Raw genomic sequence first — 19,019 nt, 5'->3', positions numbered from 1 at the left:
GACAAAATCAACCCTAAAAAATTAGATTTCTACAAAGCATTTACCCTGTAGCAGTAAAGCTTTTACCGGTGCAAAATCCTGACGATGCTGGGGTAATACCCCAAATTGCCGGAGAGCAGCCAAATGTGCGGCCGTACCATAGCCCTTGTGCCGGTCAAAACCATATTGAGGGTATTGCTGGTGCAACGCATACATTTCTGCATCCCGTGCCGTTTTAGCCAGAATCGAAGCTGCCGACACAGCAGCTATTTTCAAATCCCCTTTTACTACAGCTTCTGCCGGCAAGGTTAAATCAGCAGGTATGCGATTGCCATCTATCCAGACTTTGCTAGGAACAGTATGCAAATTCATCACCGCACGAGCCATCGCGCGCATAGTGGCAAACAGAATATTATACTGATGAATTTCACTGACATCGGCTGCGGCTACAGACCATGCAGTTGCCTGCTGTTTAATCTGTATCGCCAGCTCATCACGTTTTTTTTCAGATAATTTTTTGGAATCAGTGAGACCGGGTAAATCATAATTTGCCGGCAGAATCACGGCTGCGGCATAAACACTGCCCACTAAAGGGCCACGTCCAGCTTCGTCCACACCGGCATGAGCGGGTAATACACCTAAATCGAAGCTCATACCTGCCCCATAGCGTGCTGGAGCACAGCCTGTGCAGCTAGTTCGTCAGTGTTCAAACGCAACTGCTGATGCAGTGCCAAAAAATCTGTTCGCAGGGTTTCAATTTCCTGTGGCGATTCATACCATTGGATCACCGCCTGAGCCAGCTTCTGCGGAGTAGCATTTCCCTGTAAGAGCTCCGGCACCACGCCTCTGTCTAACAAAATATTAGGCAACCCAACATAAGGCACTTTAATTTTATGTTTTACATAAGCATAGGTTAATGGCGATATCTTATAACTGATTACCATTGGACACTGACACAAGGCTACTTCTAGCGTAGCCGTACCACTGGTTACCAGAGTCACGTCAGCAGCCTGACACGCCATTTCCGCATGCGCAGACATCAATCGTACTGGCAGTTTTTGCCATGCCGGCTGCGCCAGCAAAGTTTGCATCCGCTGACGCGTTGCTGCAGTAGCCAATGGTATTAAAAACTCAGCCTGCGGATAGCGCTGGCGGATGATTTCGGCTGCCTGTAAAAACAATGGCGCCATAAAATCAATTTCACTCACCCGACTACCCGGCATTAATACAAATACCGGAGCCTGCTCAGGTAGTTTCAATTGCTGGCGTCTGGCCTGACGATCAACCTGCAACGGTAATGTCTGCGCCAGTGGATGACCTACAAAACGCGCTCGCCCGCCTGCTTGTCGATATAATTCCGGTTCCATCGGAAACAAACACAGCACTTCATCAACTTGTCTGACGATTTTTTTTACTCGCTTGCGCCGCCAGGCCCACACAGACGGGCTAACATAATGCATAGTGGCAATACCGGCATGTTTTAAACTTTCTGCCACACCCAGATTAAAATCCGGTGCATCTATTCCTACAAACACCTGCGGTCGAATCGTTTTCAGTGCATGAATTAGGCCTCGGCGAATGGCCAGAATTTCCGGAAGTTTTTTTACAACTTCTACAAAACCACGTACCGCCAGCTTTTCCTGATCATATAAACTGCGAATACCTGCAGCAAGCATACGCGGCCCACCGATACCCACAAATTGCACATTTGGATAACGGGCACGTATGGCATTCATCAGATGGGCGCCAAGCAAGTCACCGGACGCCTCCCCAGCACACAAGGCTATGGTTAACGAGGGCAGTTCAGTTTCAGTTTTATTCATAGCGGGATAGCATAGTGATAAACAGCTCGCAGAGTCAGGCTTTAAAGATTACCAGTTTAACAGGCGATATCTGCCTGTTAAAGGATAAAGCTATAAAAGCTAAAAGCCCAAGCAAAGGGCTTGGGCTTTTAATCTGGGGTGGCTGATGGGGCTCGAACCCACGACAACTGGAATCACAATCCAGGGCTCTACCAACTGAGCTACAGCCACCATTAAAACTTTTCAAACTTGGTGCGCCCGACAGGAATCGAACCTGTAACCCCCGGCTTAGAAGGCCGGTGCTCTATCCGGTTGAGCTACGGGCGCGTACTCTCAAATCTATCCGGATAAGGATTCAGTCGATGTGGTCGGGGTGGTGGGATTCGAACTCACGACCCTCTGCTCCCAAAGCAGATGCGCTAACCAGGCTGCGCTACACCCCGACGAGAGAGGCGAACTATACAGCTCTGAAAAACCATCGTCAAGAGGTAAACCTAATTTTTTTGCCATATTTTTGAAATATTGCCGATTTATGGTTGCACACAATCAATAAAAGCAGATGAAAGCAAGGCTAAAAAATGCGACAATGCCATTTTTCTGAGTTTCAGCTGCTGGTTGCCCGCCAACAGCCTCTTTATTCATCTTTCTGTCTGGAATTAGCTAATGACCGCTCAACTCATTGATGGCAAAAAAATTTCCGAACAAATTCTGCAAAAACTCGCGGGTCGTGTGCAGCAGCGGCTGGATAATCAGTTACGCCGTCCTTGCCTAGCGGTCGTACTGGTAGGCGAGGACCCAGCCAGTGCTGTATATGTGCGCAATAAAAAACGTGCCTGCGAAACCATCGGCTTTGAATCACGCAGTTATGAACTACCTACTCAGACCAGTGAATCAGAATTGCTGGCACTCATTGATGAAATGAATGCCGACAAGGGCGTAGATGGTATTCTGGTACAGCTACCTTTACCAAAACATATAAATGGTCAGCTTGTACTAGAGCGGATTGTGCCGCATAAAGATGTCGACGGATTTCATCCGTATAATGTAGGCCGTCTGGCAGTAAAGATGCCGCTAATGCGTCCGTGCACACCTAAAGGTGTAATGACCTTACTGGAAGCTTATCAAATTGATGTAGCCGGTAAAAAAGCTGTAGTAGTAGGTGCATCAAATATCGTTGGCAGACCGCAGGCTTTAGAGCTTCTGCTGGCTCGAGCCACGGTTACAGTTTGTCACAGCGCGACGCAGAATCTGGCACAGGAAGTCGCGGCAGCTGATATTGTTGTAGTGGGTGTAGGCCAGCCGAATTTCGTCAAAGGTGAATGGATTAAACCTGGCGCAATCGTCATAGATGTAGGAATAAATCGGTTGGAAAACGGCCAGTTATGCGGTGATGTAGCATTCGCCAACGCTAGAGAGCGTGCAGCAATGATAACTCCAGTGCCAGGTGGCGTCGGCCCCATGACAATCGCCTCTTTGATGGAAAATACGCTGCAAGCTGCCGAACTACACGATACTCAACTAAACTGAATTTCCTTCAGGTCTGATTCGGAAATCAAATGAGCAGCAAACCTGTACAGACAGCAATCAATTTTGCAAAACTGATCTGAAAACTCAGGTTAGCATTAACATTTTACCAATCAGTCCATTAGCCAACATATCTTCGTATAAACAACAGAATAAAACCAAATGACGTAAAAAACGCCATCATAACCGGAAAACTCTGCCAAATAGCATGCGAATCCAGACAATGCTGGCACGATTAATGAAATGGCTGTTATGGTTTATTCAACAACATAAAGTGATATTGATTCAATGTATCAGTTTTTCATCGACACTTGGGCTGCACTGCGTATGCAGTTTTACCCTAAAACGCATTATCGTTATTCGCCGTTTATCTTTATTGCCGTACTCTTGGCATTAGGCCTAATGAGTATTGCGAACATGTCACCCTTTCTCGGACATCAACCGGGTATCAGTGCTTTTATTATGGTATTAACAGTATTGCGCTGGGCGGTTCTGAGTTTTTCCATGCAATCCATTCTTAGCTACTACAACCGGCAGCCCGGACAATGGTATGGTTACATACTGGTCACGGAAGCGCTAACTCTGCCTATGGTAGCTATACTGTACTTTCCACACGCATTAGCCATGCCCGGAATGGCGTGGATGATCTGGACCATAGTGGTTCAAGTAGGTGGTTTTGTCCGCATTAGCCAGCAGAATGTATTTAAAGTAGCCTTGGCTTATATTGTCTATTGTTTCATCACTTGTCTAGCCGGCAGTGTAATTCTATTAATTTTCAGCGGCATGGGTTGGTTAGATTTAAACACTATGGCACAGTCTTTCCAGCAAATGGTCACACTGCCTGCTGCCGAAAACGGCTTACGCTGAATAGATGAGGAATTAAGCTGGTTCAGCTATAATAATACATGGTGTTTTTAATGCGAATCAGATAATTGAATTAACCAATTTTGCATTCCAAACTTGAAATTTACCTAATCAGTTTTGTTGATTTGAAAAGGAATAAGCATGACGTTAAAAGTTGCCATTAATGGTTATGGCCGCATCGGCCGCCAGATATTGCGTGCCATCTATGACTATAACCTGCGCAACCAGTTTGAAATTGTCGCGATAAATGCCAGTGGCACATTGGAAACCAGTGCCCATCTGACAAAATTCGATACCGTTCATGGCCGTTTCACCGCAGATGTTTCATTTGATGATGATGCTTTAATTATCAACGGCGACCGCATCCGCTTTTTCGCTACTCGCAATCCGGCAGAACTGCCCTGGGGTGAATTAGGTATTGATCTGGTACTGGAATGTACTGGTGCATTTACCAGCAAAGAAAAAGCTAGCGTCCATATACAGAGCGGAGCTAAGAAAGTTTTGATATCCGCTCCCGGTGGTTCTGATGTAGATGCCACTGTAGTATACGGCGTGAATCATCAGGTACTCACAACAGAAATGACTGTAGTATCCAATGGTTCCTGCACAACCAACTGTCTGGCTCCGGTAGCCAAAGCTATTAATGACGGACTGGGCATGGTGAAAGGTTTGATGACAACCATTCATGCATTTACCAACGATCAGGTTCTGACCGATGTACGGCATAAAGATTTACGTCGTGCCCGTAGTGCAGTGGAAAACCTGATTCCAACCAAAACCGGTGCTGCCAAAGCTTTAGGACTGGTACTGCCGGAATTACAGGGCAAATTCGACGGCTTCTCTGTGCGTGTACCAACTATTAATGTTTCACTGGTAGATTTAACTTTTGAGGCAGCTCGCGACACCAGCATTGAAGAAGTGAATGCCATCGTTAAAGCGGCCAGTGAAGGCAGTATGCAGCATATTCTGGGCTATAATAGCCTACCATTGGTTTCAAGCGATTTCAATCACTTACCTCAGGCATCCGTATTTGACAGTACCCTCACCAAAGTTACCAACGGCAATATGGTAAAAGTACTGGCATGGTACGATAATGAATGGGGCTTTAGCTGCCAGATGCTGAATACCGCCCGCGCTATGTTCAACATGGAAGTGACACCGTTCGCCTGAGCTATGCTCAGCATAATGGCAGGCTGTCTGAAACCATGTAGTTTTCAGGCAGCCTGAATACATTTATGTATGTCCTAACTCATAAACAAAATCACAAAACTTAGCGTATCACTATCCACGTAATATTAAGATCTGGTCGCTAAACCTGACACTTTTATTAGTTTAAATTCCAAGCAAACAAATCGCTGATTCTCCATTTTGCTTCCTTGAGGCACAGATTATGCTTAACTATCATTTGCAACCCCACTCACTGACCCAGCATTTGTGGCATGTTCGTCTCAGTTTCACTCAGCTCGATAATCAGAATTTCACCTTAAGCCTACCCAACTGGCTACCCGGTAGCTATATGATTCGAGACTTTGCCCGCCATATCGTTACTTTAACGGCCAGTTGCAACAACTCCCCCGCAACATCAGAGCAGATAAACAAAAATACATGGTCTTGTAAAGGACTGGCAGGTAAATGGGAAATCAGCTATCTGGTTTATGCTTTTGACAGTTCTGTACGTGGATCATTTTTAAATACCGAGCGTGGCTTCTTCGATGGTGCATGCCTGTTTTTACGCCACAATCAACGCCAGCAGGAGGCCTGCCAGTTAATTATCAGCGGTCTGCCGGAAAACTGGGATATTGCTACCACCATGCCCGCAGCTTCACTGCCACGGGTATATCAGACTGGCAACTATCGTGCCTTGATAGATTATCCGGTGGAAATGGGCTATCTGCTGCGTCTGCCCTTCACTGCGGCAGGCATCGAACATGAGATTGTCATTAGCGGACATTTTTCTCAGTTTGATCAGCAACGTCTCGTCCAAGATGTTGCTAGAATATGCGCCTGTGAAATAGCTATGTTTGACGCACCGCCACCTTTTGAGCGTTACAGCTTTCTATTGCACGTCGGCAATGGCATTTACGGCGGGTTGGAACATAGATCATCATCTGCACTGATGGCCGACCGGCATGATCTGCCTCAGACAAATGGCAAAAACAGCGAAGCTTACATTACTTTATTGGGATTATTCAGCCACGAATATTTCCATGCATGGAACGTAAAATCCATCATTCCAGCTGCATTTGCCAATAATGAATTGAACACCGAAGCCTATACCCATCTCTTATGGGCTTTCGAGGGCATCACTTCCTACTATGATGATTTGTTTCTGGTGCGCAGCGGCGTCATTACACCAGCTCAATATCTGCATTTATTAGCCAAAACTATTACACGAGTGCAGCAGGGAGCGGGACGACTTAAGCAAACTCTGGCTGAATCCAGCCTTACCGCGTGGACCAAATACTACAAACAGAATGAGAACAGCGCCAATGCCATTGTCAGCTATTACCAGAAAGGGGCTTTGGCTGCCATGTGCCTGGATCACCATATTCGCCAGCACACCAACCAGCAGAAAAATCTAGACGACGTGATGCGCGCACTGTATCAAGACTGGCGGCAGCGAGGATTAGGTCTGGCTGAAAATGAGTGGCTCAAAATCGCGCGCGAGACCACTGGTATTGATTTAACACAAGTTTATCAGCAGTACATCATGACCACAGCTGATTTACCTATAGCTGAAAAATTACATCAGACTGGTGTATCACTGCATTGGGCTGCTCTGCCACTCCAGCATGGGGGCGCTTACACAGAGGAGCCAACAGCCTGCGAACAGACTTGCGCCGATTTAGGTGCACGGTTTAAGCCTGCAACACTCGGAATTACCCTGCAACAAGTATTCAATCAGGGTAGTGCAGAAAATGCTGGCCTGAGTGCCGGTGATCAGCTCATCGCACTCAATGATGAAATCATTACGGACTTTAGCACGCAGTGGACACGTATCCATATCGGCGAAACGGTACGGATTCACTTTATCCGAGATGGCCTGCTGCGACAATCCAGCTTATTGGCCCAACCGGCAATAAACGATACAGCCCTGCTCAGTATTGAGAATACTCAGCTGTTACAACAATGGTTGCAACCACAACCCCGAAAATAACCGCCAGACTAAAACAATAATTCTGTTTTTACAAATATTTTAGATTTCATGCCAGCTGATTTACATCTGACTCTTGTCCTGCCCGGTTTACTGTGGCCGCATCAGGATATTATCGTGCCGGTATTACCATTACCGGCATTGGATAAGTTACGCCATTGGGGTCAATTTTCCGCACAAACCTGTAGTAGAAGCCAGCTTTTCCGGCAGTACCTATGGCAAGGTTCGTGGGCACAACAGGTATGTAGGCAGTATAGCCTTGATTCGAGTGGTGACAACCTGATTGCCACACCCATCAGTCAGATAGCCGGAATGCATCAACTGCAATACATTGATGGAAAATCTCTTTCTTTATCCATAGAAGAAGCAAGCGCTTTCTGTAGTGTATTGAATAAATGGTTACAGGCAGAAAATTGGCAGTTTCATCCAGTTAAAGCCAATTTGTGGCTGTTGACCTCCTCACAAAGAATGGCATTTAGCGTGCCATCGATACTGGATCTCGGTGGCAGCATTAACGCAGAAGCAAAACCAATTGGTACCGATGCACCCTTAATTTTACAACGACAGACCGAACTACAAATGCTGCTGTATCAGCACCCGATCAATCAGCAACGCAGTGCCCGCGGCCTGCCTACTATCAACAGCTTATGGTTTGAGCCAGACAGCACAGGCACAGCAGACAGCAAAATTGCGTTGTATACCAATAGCTCTTGGGCAGTTAATACACATGAGCTACCCGCTAATTATGCTGCATTAGCAAATACCGTGTTTGGCAAAGATAAAGATAAAATTGTGTTGTTTAATGATGTATTATGCACAGCCGTCAATCAGGGCGATGTATACCTTTATACCCAGATACTGCAACAATGGGAGCAGGACTGGTGGCAACCCTTGTTAAACGCAATGCAAAACAAGCAAATCCGGCAGCTAAATATTCATTGCGAAAACGGCCTGCTTCAAATCCGTAAACCCTGGCTAAACTTTTTCCGGCACAAAGCCAAACCATTTAACGGACTAAGTCTATGAAGCCCGCCTGCATTGTTACCCGACCGGTAGATACCCATGCCGAACAAACCCTACTAGCACAGGGCGTTGAACCCTTACTGGCAAGATTGTATGCCACACGCGCCATTAAAAATAAACTTGAAACGGAATCCAGCCTGTCTGCCCTGCTGCCATTTCATAATCTAAAGAATATTCATGCTGCCAGTGAACGCTTGGCACAAGCAATCACACACCAAGAAAAAATTCTGATTGTGGCTGATTATGATGCCGATGGCGCTACTGCCTGTGCTCTGGCTATGCGAGGCTTACAGGCCATGGGCGCCATAACTGACTTTTTCGTACCAAATCGTTTTGAGCATGGATACGGACTGACAGCAGAAATTGCTGAGCTTGCTGCTCAGGCCGGCGCCGATTTGCTGCTAACAGTGGACAATGGTATAGCCAGTGTAGATGGTGTACAGCGTGCACACCAACTGGGTATGGATGTATTGATTACCGACCATCACTTACCCGCCGAGCAATTGCCTGAATGCATTATTGTTAATCCTAACCAGCCCGGTGATGAATTTCCCAGCAAAGCACTGGCCGGTGTCGGCGTGATGTTTTACGTACTGATGGCCTTGCGTCACCATTTGCGTCAGCACAACCAGTTCAGCCAAGTTCCCGAACCAAATCTGGCACAATGGCTTGATCTAGTTGCATTAGGTACCGTTGCCGATGTCGTCCCCCTTGATCAGAATAACCGTATTCTGGTCGCACAGGGGCTCAAGCGCATGCGTGCCGATAAAATGCAACCCGGTATACGCGCCCTATTTCAGGTAGCCAAACGTAAAATACATCAGGCTCAGGCATTCGATCTGGGCTTTGCCATTGGTCCGCGGCTAAATGCTGCCGGCCGGCTGGATGATATGAGTTTAGGCATAGCCTGCCTTTTATCAGATGATATACACAACGCAGCAAACTTAGCGGAACAACTAAACGATTTAAACCAGGAGCGCCGGCAAATACAACGCAGCATGCAAGATGAGGCCAATTTGCAGCTAGCAGACATTAATACCGAAAGTAGTTTCAGTATTGTCGCCTATCACAACAGCTGGCATCAGGGCGTCACCGGCATTGTTGCTGGCCGTTTGCGCGAAACCTTTCATCGACCGAGCATTGTGTTTGCACAAGCTGAAAACGGCATACTACGCGGATCTGGTCGCTCCATCTCTGGTCTACATTTGCGTGATGCTTTAGATATGATCAGCAAAAGACAACCGGAAATCATCCAGAAATTCGGCGGCCATGCCATGGCTGCTGGATTAAGCATTGCCGAAACACAATTACCCGCTTTCCGGCGTGAATTTGAAACAGTATGCCGGCAACTTATCCAGCCAGCCGATCTGAATCAAACATACCAGACCGATGGTTCATTAGAACCCCAGCATCTGAATTTAGCCACAGCCCAGCAACTGGCAGCGTTGGTGTGGGGGCAAAGCTTTCCCCCACCCTCTTTCTGCGACGAATTCAACGTTGTCAGCCAGCAAATCGTTGGCACTGGTCACGTAAAGGCAGTGTTACGCAAGAGCAACTGCGAATGTGAAGCCATGTTTTTTCGGTGCAACGTCACTTTGCCTGAACGTATTCGCGTGGTTTATCGGCTTATTGCCAATGAATGGCGCCAGCAACTTGAATTACAGCTATATGCAGATTACTGGGAAAATTGTACCTGAAGAGATATTCAGGCTGTTTAAATACATAAATTCACTTATAATTAGCACAATCAAACATTAACATGGCTTTTTTTCCGCTCCTGTATCTGTAATTGGCCATTACGCCACAAACAGATAGGCTAAAAGGAGGGGCAGCCAGATAAATGCACCATTAACTAAGTGTAAACTTAAAAAGAGATAAAGACAGGAATTAACTGGTATGAGTGTAGGATTGATTCGAGTTTTATATAAGCACCAGATTATCGATGCAGAAAAAGCTGAAAAACTGCGTCAGGAGCTTGAGCAGAAACGTCCAGTTATACCGATGCTGTTGCAGTCTGGTGTCATCGATGCTGACAAACTGGCCAGCTTCCTGTCCAAGGTATTCAGTATTCCTTACCTCAATCTGGAACTATATAACCAAAGCCTTGTACCGCAGGACTTAATCAATCTGAAAATCATGCAGCAATATATCTGCGTGCCCATTTTCAAACGTGGAAATCGTCTGTTTCTGGCTGTATCTGACCCCACTTCCATTCAGCATTATCAGAAAATTGCCACAGATGCCGGCTGCATACTGAATCTGGTCATTGTACGCGATGATCAGCTTCGTCAGATACTAGAAAATCTCGGACAGGAATCCACCAGCCTACTAGAAGGAATGGACACAGTTGGTGATGCTGAAGCGACAGGCAATAATGCCATGTCTGCCGATGATGAGGAGGGTGAAAACGGCCCTGTGGCCAGATTTGTATTCAAAGTTTTGAATGATGCACTCAACAGCGGCGCCTCAGATATTCACTTTGAATTTTACGAAGAAATGGCACGAGTACGTTTTCGTATTGACGGGCAGCTACGGGAAGTAGTGCGTATGCCACTGAATATTAGAAACCAGATTGCCTCCCGTATTAAAGTGATGGCTAAACTGGACATTTCAGAAAAGCGTATACCTCAGGATGGCCGAATTCAGATTCAATTCCGCAAAGGCGCCAAACCGATTGATTTTCGTGTCAGCACCCTTCCGACCCTGTTTGGTGAAAAAATTGTGATGCGTATTCTGAATTCGGATGCCGCTACCCTGAATATCGAACAGCTCGGCTTCGAACCATTTCAGAAAGAATTACTGCTGGAAGCCATTCACCGGCCGTATGGTATGGTACTGGTTACCGGTCCAACCGGTTCCGGTAAAACTGTATCCCTTTACACCTGCCTGAATATTCTGAATACCGACAGTGTGAACATTTCTACTGCAGAAGATCCTGCGGAAATTAATTTACCCGGTATCAATCAGGTCAATGTAAATGATAAACAGGGACTGACATTTGCCGCAGCTCTAAAATCTTTCCTACGTCAGGATCCAGACATCATCATGGTGGGGGAAATCCGAGATTTAGAAACGGCCGATATTGCCATCAAAGCAGCACAAACCGGTCATATGGTATTTTCTACCCTGCACACCAATAATGCGCCTGCCACCTTATCACGTATGCTGAATATGGGGGTTGCTCCATTCAACATAGCAAGTTCAGTGAATCTGATTATGGCACAGCGTTTGGTTCGACGTTTATGTACCTGCAAAGCGCCAGCCGAACGGCCACCAGAATTCGCACTCAAAAAAGCCGGTTTCTCTGATGAAGATCTAGCTAAAGAATGGACATTTTATCGGCCGGTAGGTTGTGAGCGCTGCAAAGGCAAAGGTTACAAGGGGCGCGCTGGTGTTTATGAAGTAATGCCTATTAGTGATGAAATGCAGCGAATCATCATGAACAATGGTAATGAAGTCGATATCAGTCAGCAGGCGCATAAAGAAGGACTGGTCGATTTGCGTCATGCTGGTCTGCTTAAAGTTATGGAAGGCATCACTTCGCTTGACGAAATTCTAGCCACCACCAACGATTAAATCCATCGCCCATTTATCCAATTAATACAATACTGTGAGAAAAACCATGAACAAACCAGTAGCAGTATCCAAAGCTAAATCTACCGGCATCAGCTACAGCTTTGAAGGAAAAAACATCAAAACTGAGCAGATTGTACGCGGCGAAGTAGTAGCAAAAGATGAGGCAGAAGCCCGTGCCAAACTTAACCGAAGACAGATTCGTGTAATTCAGATTAACAAAGTCAAAAAACAGCGTCAGAAAAAAATCAGTCCGGCGGATATAACAGTCTTTACTCGACAATTATCAACCATGATGAAATCCGGTTTACCGATGATGCAGGCTTTTGATATCGCAGCCAAAGGCCACTCAAACCCTGCTATGACCCAAATGCTGATGCAAATCCGTTCTGATGTTGAGCAGGGTACATCATTAGCTGATTCTTTTGCCAAATATCCAAAGTATTTTGATCGATTTTATTGCAATCTGGTACGTGCAGGCGAAACAGGCGGTGTATTGGAAGCCATATTAGATAAACTGGCCGTATACAAAGAAAAAACTCAAGGAATTAAGAAAAAGGTTAAAAGTGCTTTGACCTATCCGGTAGTAGTGGTAGTTGTCGCAATTGCACTGGTAATCGTCATGATGATGTTCGTTTTACCATCATTCGGTAAAGTTTACGAAGGTATGGGCGTTCCTCTGCCAGGGCTTACACAATTCATGATGAATATTTCTAATTTCTTTGTCCACTTTGGTGTATTTATTATCATTGCACTCATTGCAGGTGTAATTGGACTAATAAAATGGTATCAGAACTCAGATGATTTGAAAAAACGTTTTGATTATATGTTATTGAAGATGCCCATTTTTGGACAGATCGTACGTAAAGCCACAATTGCCCGCTGGGCGCGCACAACAGCAACCTTGTTTGCTGCCGGCGTACCCTTAGTAGAAGTACTTGACTCAGTTGCCGGAGCAGCGGGCAATATCAAATATGAAGAAGCGACACAGGAAATTCGGGCCAAGGTTAATCAGGGTATCTCCCTCACCTCTGCCATGCAGGCTACTGAATTATTTCCCAATATGGTGATGCAAATGGCCTCTATTGGCGAAGAATCCGGATCACTTGATGATATGTTAAATAAATCAGCCGAATTTTATGAAGAAGACGTAGATACTGCTGTTTCACAGCTATCCTCTTTGATGGAACCCATTATCATGGTAGTACTCGGTTTGATCGTCGGTGTTATTCTGGTTGCTATGTATTTACCACTCTTCAACATCGGTAATGCAGTAGGTTAAGATCAGATGTTATCAGATACACTGTTTTTCTCCATCATCGCATTAATAACAGGTTTAGCTGTAGGCAGCTTTCTAAACGTAGTCATCTACCGTCTGCCGATCATGATGGAACGCAGCTGGCAGGCTGAAGCACGAATGGCATTGCAATTACCGGCAGAAAACTTTGCCCGTTTCAATCTTTGCGTACCCCCGTCAGCCTGCCCTCATTGCCAGCATAAAATTCGCTGGTGGCAAAATATACCATTGATAAGCTATCTTAGCTTACATGGTCGTTGTGCTGCTTGTGCAAAACCGATTAGTCCTCGCTATTTCTGTGTTGAATTGCTTACCGGACTAGCGTTTGCCGCAGTAGTATGGCGCTATGATGTAACACCAGTTGCCGCCGGTGGTCTGGTTTTGACAGCTGCGTTGATAACATTAACATTTATCGATGCTGATACTCAGCTCTTGCCAGATCAGATTACTTTGCCATTACTGTGGCTGGGATTACTGTTTAATTGGTATAGTGAATTTGTATCCTTATCTGCAGCTATATGGGGAGCAGTAGCAGGCTATATGAGCTTGTGGTCACTGTTTTGGCTATTCAAGCTCATAACCGGAAAAGATGGCATGGGTTATGGTGATTTTAAACTGCTGGCTGCTCTAGGCGCATGGATGGGTGCTGCTGCATTGCCATTAATTGTATTTATAGCTGCTATTGTTGGCATCATTGCCTCTTTGATACTCAAAGTTGCCCGCAGTCAGCCAATGGCTTTTGGTCCGGCTCTAGCCATCTCCGGCTGGATTGTTTGGATGGCCAACAGCCAAATTAGCAAGCTCATTCACTGGTGGTTGCAACTTTCTGGATTCGATGCATGACAATCTGGGTTGGACTAAGCGGTGGAATTGGTAGCGGTAAAACCACTGTAGCCAGTTGTTTTGCTAGCTTAGGTATACCAGTAATAAATGCCGATGAAATAGCCCATCAGCTTACTGCACCACATGGTTTGGCATTACCTGAAATCAAAAAACAATGTGGCAGCCGGCTATTTCTGGCAGACGGCAGTCTGGATCGGAACCAACTGCGTAACTGGGTATTTGCTGATTCAACTCATCGCCAACGACTGGAAAACATTCTTCATCCGCTCATCTGGCAAGGGTTGCAACAGGCCAAACAGCAAATTTCTCCAGACAAACAATATGGCATTATTGAAATACCATTACTGGCGGAAAAACCCGAATTTCAAAAACTGGTGCAGCGTATACTTATCATCGAAGCTCCTGTTAATCTTTGTATACAAAGAGTTCAGCTACGTAGTGGTCTAGACGAATCCACAATACGTGCTATTATGGCGCAACAGGCTGACAGCAAGAGCAGAAAAGTTATTGCTGATGACACAATTACTAATGATGGCAACCGGCCACAACTTGAGCAGGAAGTCCTGAAGCTCCATCACTTCTATCAGGCTTTATTACCATCCACGTTATGACAGATATAATCCATTTCGAACATCCCTTGTCCGAGCGCGTGCGGAATTTTTTACGTATCGCCTACTTGTTCAGGCACTTTCATGAAGTCGTAGTACGCAAGGAAGTCTGGGCACATCACTGTGCATTGTTTTCACTGTTTGAAATCATGGAAGCTGCCGCGCGTGCCGAGCTCAAATTGGATATTCTACAGGAGCTGGAACGTCAAAAAGGTCTGGCACGACAACGGGGTGAAGATGGTAAGGATGCACTGGAAACCATTCAGACAGCAATATCTAATCTACAGAATGTTCAACAGAAATTTGGACAACATCTGCGTGAAAATGAATGGCTGATGGCCATCAAACAAAGAATATTTGTACCTGGCGGTACCAGCCCATATGATTTACCCTCATATTATTACTGGCAGCAGAAAAATCCAGAAGAACGCGAAAGCCAGCTACGACAATGGATCCAAAGCCTGCTCCCAACTTATGAAGCCATCAGCCTACTACTGGAAATCCTGCGTCACAATAGTCTGTCGGTAGAGTGTGTAGCAAATGCAGGCAGCTATCAGCACAACAGTTTGGGGCAGAATATCCACTTGCTTGGTATTAATGTTGCCCAGCATGAAACAGCTTTGCCAGAAGTTTCTGCTAATAAATATTTCACCCATATTCGCTTTTTACAAGCATCACAACAACAGGCACGCGGATTAGTACTGACCAACGACATTCCGTTCACGCTCGTAATGTGTAGCTTCGATGCAGTAATCAAATAATGACTGAAAAAATCATCACCGTTACTTGTCCTACTTGTGGCCAAAACGTTGCCTGGATTACAGCAAACCGTTTCCGGCCGTTCTGTTGCGAACGCTGTAAAATGATTGATTTGGGAGCATGGGCCAGTGAAGGCTATAACTTGCCGGCAGATGAAGATCAACCTCTGAGCGAAGAACTCAAACCATCAAAGCATTAACCTATATTGATTACATTATCCCAAACACTTACAGATATTCATTCAACCTATGACATCCCCCGCTCTTAGCATTCATCAGGCAGTCAAAACCTACTCCAACGGTTTTACCGCCCTGAAAGGCGTCAGTTTCAGCGTTCAATCAGGTGAGTTTTTTGGCCTTCTTGGCCCTAATGGTGCCGGCAAAACCACCCTTATCTCTGCAATGGCAGGACTCAGCCGTCTGACTTCCGGTCACATCAGCATTTGCGGCCACGATGTACAACGTGAACCCAATACCACCCGTAAACTTCTTGGTGTTGTACCTCAGGAGCTGGTTTTTGATCCATTTTTCAGCGTGCGCGAAGCATTACTGTTTCAATCCGGTTATTTCGGCTTACATAAAAATGATGAATGGATTGATGAAATCATTACCAATCTTGGCTTGGCAGATAAAGCCAACACCAATACCCGTAACCTTTCCGGTGGCATGAAACGCCGTGTTATGGTGGCACTGGCACTGGTACACCGCCCACCCGTTATTGTATTGGATGAACCCACCGCTGGCGTCGACGTAGAATTACGCCAAAACCTGTGGCAATTCATTACCAGACTAAACAAAGCCGGCCATACCATCATTCTAACCACACATTATCTTGAAGAAGCACAATCATTGTGTAATCGCATCGCCATGCTGAAACATGGTGAAATTGTGGCATTAGATAGTACCCAGAATCTGCTGCACGCAGAAACCGATAAACAACTGGCCTTAACACTTGATCAAAAATTACCAGAAAATCTGCGTCAGCAAATCATCAAGGAAGATGGCTACAACTACCTTCTGAAACTAGCAGACTACAGCCAATTGGCCACTATGCTACAAAGCCTGCAAAACCAAAATATAAATGTCAGAAACCTACAAATACTAGAGAATGATCTTGAAAATGTTTTCCTGCGCCTCACCAGCGACCACATGAAAGATGAAAAATGAATATCACTGGTTGCTACACATTATTAAAAAAAGAAGTCTTGCGCTTCTGGAAAGTAGGGTTTCAAACCCTATCTGCACCTATTTTGACCGCTTTACTTTATCAGCTGATATTTGCACAAGTCATGAAAGGACGCCCAGATATCCTGCCTGGAGTTAGCTATACGGCCTTTCTGATACCGGGTTTGGCCATGATGTCCATGCTACAGAATGCCTTTGCCAACTCCTCCTCCAGCCTAATTCAGTCACGTATTACCGGTAATCTTATATTTATCCTATTACCACCTCTGGGTACAGCGGCATTCTTCTGCGCTTATGTTGGCGCCTCAATTTTGCGCGGATTAATGGTTGGCATCGGAGTAATTGCTGTCACTGCCTTTTTCGGTTTACCCATTCCACACCATCTTGGTTGGATAATCATCTTCGCCTTACTGGGCTGCGCCATCATGGGCATGTTTGGTCTGTTAGCAGGCATAGTCGCAGAAAAATTTGACCAATTAGCTGCTTTCCAAAACTTCCTGATTATGCCTTTAACATTTCTTTCAGGTGTATTTTATTCCATTAATAGCCTACCCTCATTCTGGCGAACCCTCAGCCATTTCAATCCGGTTTTTTACATGATTGATGGCTTCAGATATGGCTTTTTTGGCCAGAGTGACTCCTCACCATGGCTAGCACTTACCGTAGTAAGCAGCTTTGCCATTATTCTGTGTATTCTTGTCTGTGCCATCCTAAAATCTGGCTGGAAATTACGCAATTAGACAAACTAAAACGCTATAATAGCCGCCATTTATCACTAGCTTTTCTGGAGCCCGTCATGTTAACACCTGAAGAGGTAAAAGCCATGATTGCCAATCTGTTACCGTGCGAATATCTCGAAGTAGAAGGAGATGGACACCATTTCTTTGCTCGGATTGTGTCTAGTGCCTTTACCGGAAAAAACCGTCTGGCTCGTCATCGCATGATAAAAGATGGTCTCGCACAACAAATTGCCAGTAATGAATTACATGCACTTTCCATCACCACAGCTGCAACACCGTCTGAATGGGCAGAAAAACAGCAATAAACAATATAGAAAAACCTATTTCTGCCAAATCTAGAGAATTAATATGGAAAAATTAAAAATCCGCGCTAATGGCGCATTAAACGGCGAAATCTTTATCTCCGGCGCCAAAAATGCAGCACTTCCCCTGCTGTGCGCGTCTTTACTGACAAGCGAAACACTGCATTTGACCAACGTACCAATGTTGCGCGATGTTAAAACTACCCAAAAGCTATTACAAGGCATGGGGGCACGTGTACTGACCGACAATATAGAGGAATTTGAAATCAACTGTAGCGGTATAAATAATACCTGTGCACCCTACGAATTGGTCAAAACCATGCGCGCCTCCATTTTGGTGCTAGGACCAACACTGGCACACTTTGGTGAAGCTCAAGTCAGCTTGCCGGGCGGATGCGCCATTGGCTCAAGACCAGTAGATCAGCATTTAAAAGGGCTCGAAGCCATGGGTGCCGAAATTACTATTGAACACGGATACGTCAAAGCTCGTGCCCAAAGATTAAAAGGTGCTCATATCGTCATGGATATGGTTACCGTCACTGGTACTGAAAACCTGCTGATGGCAGCCACCCTTGCAGAGGGTACTACCATTCTAGAAAATGCAGCTATGGAGCCTGAAGTCACCGACCTTGCCGATTGTCTCGTAAAAATGGGCGCCAACATTCATGGCATCGGTACACCTACTCTGACCATTACCGGAGTGGAAAAACTGCATGGTTGCACACACCGCGTTGTGCCTGACCGCATTGAAGCCGGAACATTTTTATGTGCCGTAGCCATGACCGGCGGTAAAGTCGTACTACGAAACGCTGCCCCTAAAACCATGCAAGCGATTCTGGAAAAACTGAGTGAAGCTGGAGCCATTATAGAAGCCGGTGATGATTGGATCAGCATCGATATGCAACAGCCCCCCCGCGCCGTTGATATCCGTACCCTTCCTTATCCCGCATTTCCCACCGATATGCAGGCACAGTTTATGGTTATGAATACCATAGCCAACGGTAACAGCAAAGTGGTGGAAACCATTTTTGAAAACCGATTCATGCACGTACCCGAACTCAATCGCATGGGTGCCAGAATATCAGCTGAAGGCAACACAGCCATTGTAGAAGGTGTTGAGCAGCTATCCGGCACCACCGTTATGGCTACCGACCTGCGCGCATCAGCCAGTCTGGTATTGGCCGGACTGGTGGCCAGTGGTGAAACCATTGTAGAGCGTATTTACCATCTGGATCGCGGTTATGAAAATATCGAACAAAAACTGGGTGGAGTAGGCGCCATTATTGAGCGCGTCAGCGATTAAAAATTCACGAATATTTAAAGGGTGTACGGAAATTTTCGCACACCCTTTTTTTATCCGAATCGTT

At 45.7% G+C, this 19,019-nt stretch carries 18 protein-coding genes and 3 tRNA genes; 16 read left to right on the top strand and 5 right to left on the bottom strand.

Going from position 1 to position 19,019, the window contains the following annotated elements; all coding sequences use genetic code 11:
* Positions 1-21 precede the first annotated feature (21 nt).
* From rnhB to J3U64_RS09075, 5 genes are all read right to left on the bottom strand, one after another.
* Positions 22-633: a ribonuclease HII gene (gene rnhB / locus J3U64_RS09095; protein ID WP_100151381.1), complete on the bottom strand. Its 612-nt coding sequence runs from the start codon at positions 631-633 to the stop codon at positions 22-24.
* A complete protein-coding gene (lpxB, locus tag J3U64_RS09090) occupies positions 630-1,802 on the bottom strand; it encodes a lipid-A-disaccharide synthase (RefSeq protein ID WP_267409002.1) in 1,173 nt (390 codons plus the stop codon). Before lpxB ends, rnhB begins: the two co-directional genes overlap by 4 nt.
* 134 nt (positions 1,803-1,936) lie before the next feature.
* A tRNA-His gene (locus J3U64_RS09085) sits at positions 1,937-2,012 on the bottom strand.
* Positions 2,013-2,031: 19 nt separating this feature from the next.
* A tRNA-Arg gene (locus J3U64_RS09080) sits at positions 2,032-2,108 on the bottom strand.
* Between the two features lie 38 nt (positions 2,109-2,146).
* Positions 2,147-2,224: transfer RNA gene (locus J3U64_RS09075), tRNA-Pro, on the bottom strand.
* Between the two features lie 220 nt (positions 2,225-2,444).
* Here J3U64_RS09075 and folD point away from each other — a divergent pair.
* The 16 genes from folD (at position 2,445) to murA (ending at position 18,955) form a co-directional block, all read left to right on the top strand.
* Positions 2,445-3,308: a bifunctional methylenetetrahydrofolate dehydrogenase/methenyltetrahydrofolate cyclohydrolase FolD gene (gene folD / locus J3U64_RS09070; protein WP_267392013.1), complete on the top strand. Its 864-nt coding sequence runs from the start codon at positions 2,445-2,447 to the stop codon at positions 3,306-3,308.
* Between the two features lie 285 nt (positions 3,309-3,593).
* Positions 3,594-4,172: a hypothetical protein gene (locus J3U64_RS09065; RefSeq protein ID WP_267409001.1), complete on the top strand. Its 579-nt coding sequence runs from the start codon at positions 3,594-3,596 to the stop codon at positions 4,170-4,172.
* Between the two features lie 138 nt (positions 4,173-4,310).
* On the top strand, positions 4,311-5,339 hold the full coding sequence (gap, locus tag J3U64_RS09060) for a type I glyceraldehyde-3-phosphate dehydrogenase (RefSeq protein WP_267409000.1): 1,029 nt from the start codon (positions 4,311-4,313) through the stop codon (positions 5,337-5,339).
* Between the two features lie 220 nt (positions 5,340-5,559).
* The gene (locus J3U64_RS09055; RefSeq protein ID WP_267408998.1) at positions 5,560-7,326 is read left to right on the top strand and encodes a M61 family metallopeptidase; all 1,767 of its coding nucleotides are present in this window, start codon (positions 5,560-5,562) and stop codon (positions 7,324-7,326) included.
* Between the two features lie 48 nt (positions 7,327-7,374).
* Complete coding sequence (locus J3U64_RS09050; protein WP_267408997.1) at positions 7,375-8,349, top strand: hypothetical protein; 975 nt, start codon at positions 7,375-7,377, stop codon at positions 8,347-8,349.
* Positions 8,346-10,043: a single-stranded-DNA-specific exonuclease RecJ gene (gene recJ, locus J3U64_RS09045; RefSeq protein ID WP_267408995.1), complete on the top strand. Its 1,698-nt coding sequence runs from the start codon at positions 8,346-8,348 to the stop codon at positions 10,041-10,043. The genes J3U64_RS09050 and recJ overlap by 4 nt, the downstream gene beginning before the upstream one ends.
* A gap of 199 nt (positions 10,044-10,242) precedes the next feature.
* Positions 10,243-11,922, top strand: a complete 1,680-nt coding sequence (gene pilB / locus J3U64_RS09040; RefSeq protein ID WP_267408994.1) for a type IV-A pilus assembly ATPase PilB — start codon at positions 10,243-10,245, stop codon at positions 11,920-11,922.
* A 46-nt stretch (positions 11,923-11,968) separates the two neighbouring features.
* Positions 11,969-13,201 carry a type II secretion system F family protein gene (locus tag J3U64_RS09035; RefSeq protein WP_100156468.1) on the top strand — a complete coding sequence of 411 codons (1,233 nt, stop codon included), beginning with the start codon at positions 11,969-11,971 and terminating at the stop codon, positions 13,199-13,201.
* Between the two features lie 6 nt (positions 13,202-13,207).
* Positions 13,208-14,059, top strand: a complete 852-nt coding sequence (locus J3U64_RS09030) for a prepilin peptidase (protein WP_267408993.1) — start codon at positions 13,208-13,210, stop codon at positions 14,057-14,059.
* Positions 14,056-14,670 (top strand): dephospho-CoA kinase, encoded by a 615-nt coding sequence (gene coaE, locus J3U64_RS09025; protein ID WP_267408992.1) that lies wholly within the window; start codon positions 14,056-14,058, stop codon positions 14,668-14,670. The genes J3U64_RS09030 and coaE overlap by 4 nt, the downstream gene beginning before the upstream one ends.
* Before the next feature lie 5 nt (positions 14,671-14,675).
* The gene (gene zapD / locus J3U64_RS09020; protein WP_267409017.1) at positions 14,676-15,428 is read left to right on the top strand and encodes a cell division protein ZapD; all 753 of its coding nucleotides are present in this window, start codon (positions 14,676-14,678) and stop codon (positions 15,426-15,428) included.
* Positions 15,428-15,625: a DNA gyrase inhibitor YacG gene (gene yacG / locus J3U64_RS09015; RefSeq protein ID WP_267392005.1), complete on the top strand. Its 198-nt coding sequence runs from the start codon at positions 15,428-15,430 to the stop codon at positions 15,623-15,625. Before zapD ends, yacG begins: the two co-directional genes overlap by 1 nt.
* A gap of 49 nt (positions 15,626-15,674) precedes the next feature.
* Entirely contained in the window at positions 15,675-16,592 is a 918-nt protein-coding gene (locus tag J3U64_RS09010) for an ABC transporter ATP-binding protein (protein ID WP_100140842.1), read from the top strand.
* 2 nt (positions 16,593-16,594) lie between these two features.
* Positions 16,595-17,350 carry an ABC transporter permease gene (locus tag J3U64_RS09005; protein WP_100140882.1) on the top strand — a complete coding sequence of 252 codons (756 nt, stop codon included), beginning with the start codon at positions 16,595-16,597 and terminating at the stop codon, positions 17,348-17,350.
* 56 nt (positions 17,351-17,406) lie between these two features.
* Positions 17,407-17,655 carry a BolA family protein gene (locus tag J3U64_RS09000; RefSeq protein ID WP_100140843.1) on the top strand — a complete coding sequence of 83 codons (249 nt, stop codon included), beginning with the start codon at positions 17,407-17,409 and terminating at the stop codon, positions 17,653-17,655.
* A 43-nt stretch (positions 17,656-17,698) separates the two neighbouring features.
* Positions 17,699-18,955, top strand: a complete 1,257-nt coding sequence (gene murA / locus J3U64_RS08995) for a UDP-N-acetylglucosamine 1-carboxyvinyltransferase (protein WP_267408990.1) — start codon at positions 17,699-17,701, stop codon at positions 18,953-18,955.
* Positions 18,956-19,019 lie beyond the last annotated feature (64 nt).

Source organism: Snodgrassella sp. B3800 (assembly GCF_026535865.1).
Lineage (GTDB): Bacteria > Pseudomonadota > Gammaproteobacteria > Burkholderiales > Neisseriaceae > Snodgrassella > Snodgrassella alvi_E.
This window is presented reverse-complemented; position numbering and strand designations above follow the sequence as displayed.